The sequence below is a fragment of the Alphaproteobacteria bacterium genome (assembly GCA_041396705.1).
Lineage (GTDB): Bacteria > Pseudomonadota > Alphaproteobacteria > CALKHQ01 > CALKHQ01 > CALKHQ01.
The window spans coordinates 1-2,092 of record JAWKYB010000037.1; the positions used below are offsets into that span (position 1 = coordinate 1).

Below are 2,092 nucleotides of genomic sequence, written 5' to 3' on the forward strand. Positions count from 1 at the left end.
CCACCAGATGGCCTTCGACGACCTGCGCGGCACCATCGTCCTGTTCGGCAGCGACAACGGCAGCGACACCTGGAGCTGGAACGGTTCGGCGTGGACCCAGGGCGGCAACGGCCCGCTGGGCGGAGGCGACAAGTGGACCCTCGCGCGCGATCCCGACTCCCAGCGCGTGGTCCTGCTCGGCACCAACACCACCGCGCAGCTGTGGACGTGGAACGGCACGACCTGGACCGCCGACGCGCTGCCGGCCATCGGGCTCGCGCGCAAGTCGGCGGCGACCGCATACGACGAGGCGCGCCACGAGTTCGTGATCTTCGACGGCTACGGCGTCGACGGCGCCTACCTCGGCGACACCTGGCTGCTGTCGCCGGTGCCGTAGCAGCGCGCGCTACGCCCAGCGCTGGCGCGGCCAGCCGCGCCGCCACGCCAGGGCGCCGAGGCGCAGGTCGGCGTTGACCGCCACCGGGTGACCGACCCGCTCGAGCATCGGTCGGTCGTGGTAGCTGTCCGAGTAGAAGGTCGACCGCGCGAGATCGACGCCGTGCTCGACGGCGAAGCGCTCGGCGAGCGCGACCTTGTGGGCGCCGAACCCGCGCGCCGCCAGCTTGCCGGTGAAGCGGCCGCCGGCGACCTCGAGCCGGGTCGACAGCACGTGCGGCACGCCGAGGTGCGCGGCCACCGGCTCGGCGGCGTACTGGGTGGCGCCGGTGAGCAGCGCGACCACGTCGCCGGCGGCCTGGTGCGCCGCGATCGTCGTGCGCGCCGCCGGCGTGATGAGCGCGAGCACCTCGGGGTGCCAGGCCGCGCACGCCGCGAGCATGTCGGCCTCGGGCTGCCCGGCGATGTCGGCCACCAGCCGGCTGGCCAGGGTCTCGATGTCGAGCACCGCGAGCTTGTACAGGACGCTCCAGTACGCCGTCCGCGCCAGCTCGCGCCGCCCGATCTCGCCGCGGCGATAGCGGAACTTCATCCAGCTCGTGCCGGTGTCGGCGCGCAGGATGGTGTCGTCCAGATCGAAGAACGCGGCGCGCATGGCGTGGGTCTAGCGCAGGACCGCGAGATCGAGGAGCCGGACCAGGATGTTCGAGCCGGCGTGGGTCAGGGTCGAGGCCAGGATCGAGCCGGTGGCCGACCGCATCCAGCCGAACAGGAGCCCGGGGAAGAAGGTCGCCAGCGCCCGCGGATCACCGTCCTTGGGCAGGTGCACCAGCGCGAAGGCGAGCGACGACAGCACCAGCGCCAGCCCGACGCCACCGCCGCCGGGCCGCCACCGCGGCGGGAACCGGCGCTCGAGCAGGCGCAGCAGGAACCCGCGGAAGAACAGCTCCTCGGTGAGCGCCACCACCACCAGCTGCACGGCGACGAAGGTCCAGAAGTCGGCGCCCAGGCGCGGCCAGTGCAGACCGGCGACGCTGCCGTAGCGGCTGCACATGCCGCGCGGCACCAGGTGACGCAGGAGGTCGCTGTGGCACGCCACCTCGTAGAACGCGAAGTACGCGAACGCGAACAGCGGGAAGATGACGAGCATCGCCACCCCCGCCTGCCGCAGCCCGCGGCCGACCGGCTGGGTGACGAAGCCGTAGTCCTCGAGCTCCTCGCCGCGCAGGCGACCGGCGATGATCGGCGCGTAGAGGAACGTCACCGCGATGAGCGCGGAGCCGAGGTGGCCGACGCCGGGGATCCAGACGTCGATCCGGACCAGCCCGGTGACCGCGCCGGCGACCAGGGCCCAGACCACGAGGGCGTGGCGACCGTCGCGCCGGGGATCCGGCGCGGGCGTGGGCGCGGGCGCCCCGCCGGTCACCACACGAACGCGATGCTCGACTGCAGCGTGAACGAGCCGTCGGCGTTGGTCAGCTGGCTCTTAAGGGCCTTGCCGAACCGCAGGTAGCCGGTCTCGAGCGCGAACCGCATGTGCTTGTTGAAGCTGGTGCGCAGGCCGAGGTCGACCTCGGTGCCGAGGTAGCTCGAGCCGTCGGTGTCGTCGGCGTAGAACATCGCCGCGCCGTTCTCGGCGAGGGTGTCGACCCACGCCATGAGCAGGCCGCCGTAGACCTCGAGGCCGAACTTGGGCACCCGGTAGCGGCCCTTCGGG

The 2,092-nt window shown here is 72.8% G+C and carries 4 protein-coding genes; 1 reads left to right on the forward strand and 3 read right to left on the reverse strand.

The features are described from left to right. The coding region (locus R3F55_26045) for a hypothetical protein (protein ID MEZ5670834.1) at nt 1-376 on the forward strand (376 nt) is incomplete at its 5' end. 9 nt (nt 377-385) lie between these two features. Here the strand turns inward: R3F55_26045 and R3F55_26050 are convergent. The 3 genes from R3F55_26050 to R3F55_26060 all read right to left on the reverse strand — a co-directional run. Further along, nucleotides 386-1,030: an HAD-IB family hydrolase gene (locus R3F55_26050; protein MEZ5670835.1), complete on the reverse strand. Its 645-nt coding sequence runs from the start codon at nt 1,028-1,030 to the stop codon at nt 386-388. Between the two features lie 9 nt (nt 1,031-1,039). Further along, the gene (locus R3F55_26055) at nt 1,040-1,735 is read right to left on the reverse strand and encodes a CPBP family intramembrane glutamic endopeptidase (protein ID MEZ5670836.1); all 696 of its coding nucleotides are present in this window, start codon (nt 1,733-1,735) and stop codon (nt 1,040-1,042) included. 62 nt (nt 1,736-1,797) lie between these two features. Next, nucleotides 1,798-2,092, reverse strand: a 295-nt coding sequence (locus R3F55_26060; protein MEZ5670837.1) for a hypothetical protein, incomplete at its 5' end; no start/stop codon positions are given.

What these genes read in the sequence shown, in the direction of transcription:
- R3F55_26050 (MEZ5670835.1), bottom strand. Translation starts at nt 1,030, where the DNA reads ATGCGCGCCGCGTTCTTCGATCTGGACGACACCATCCTGCGCGCCGAC.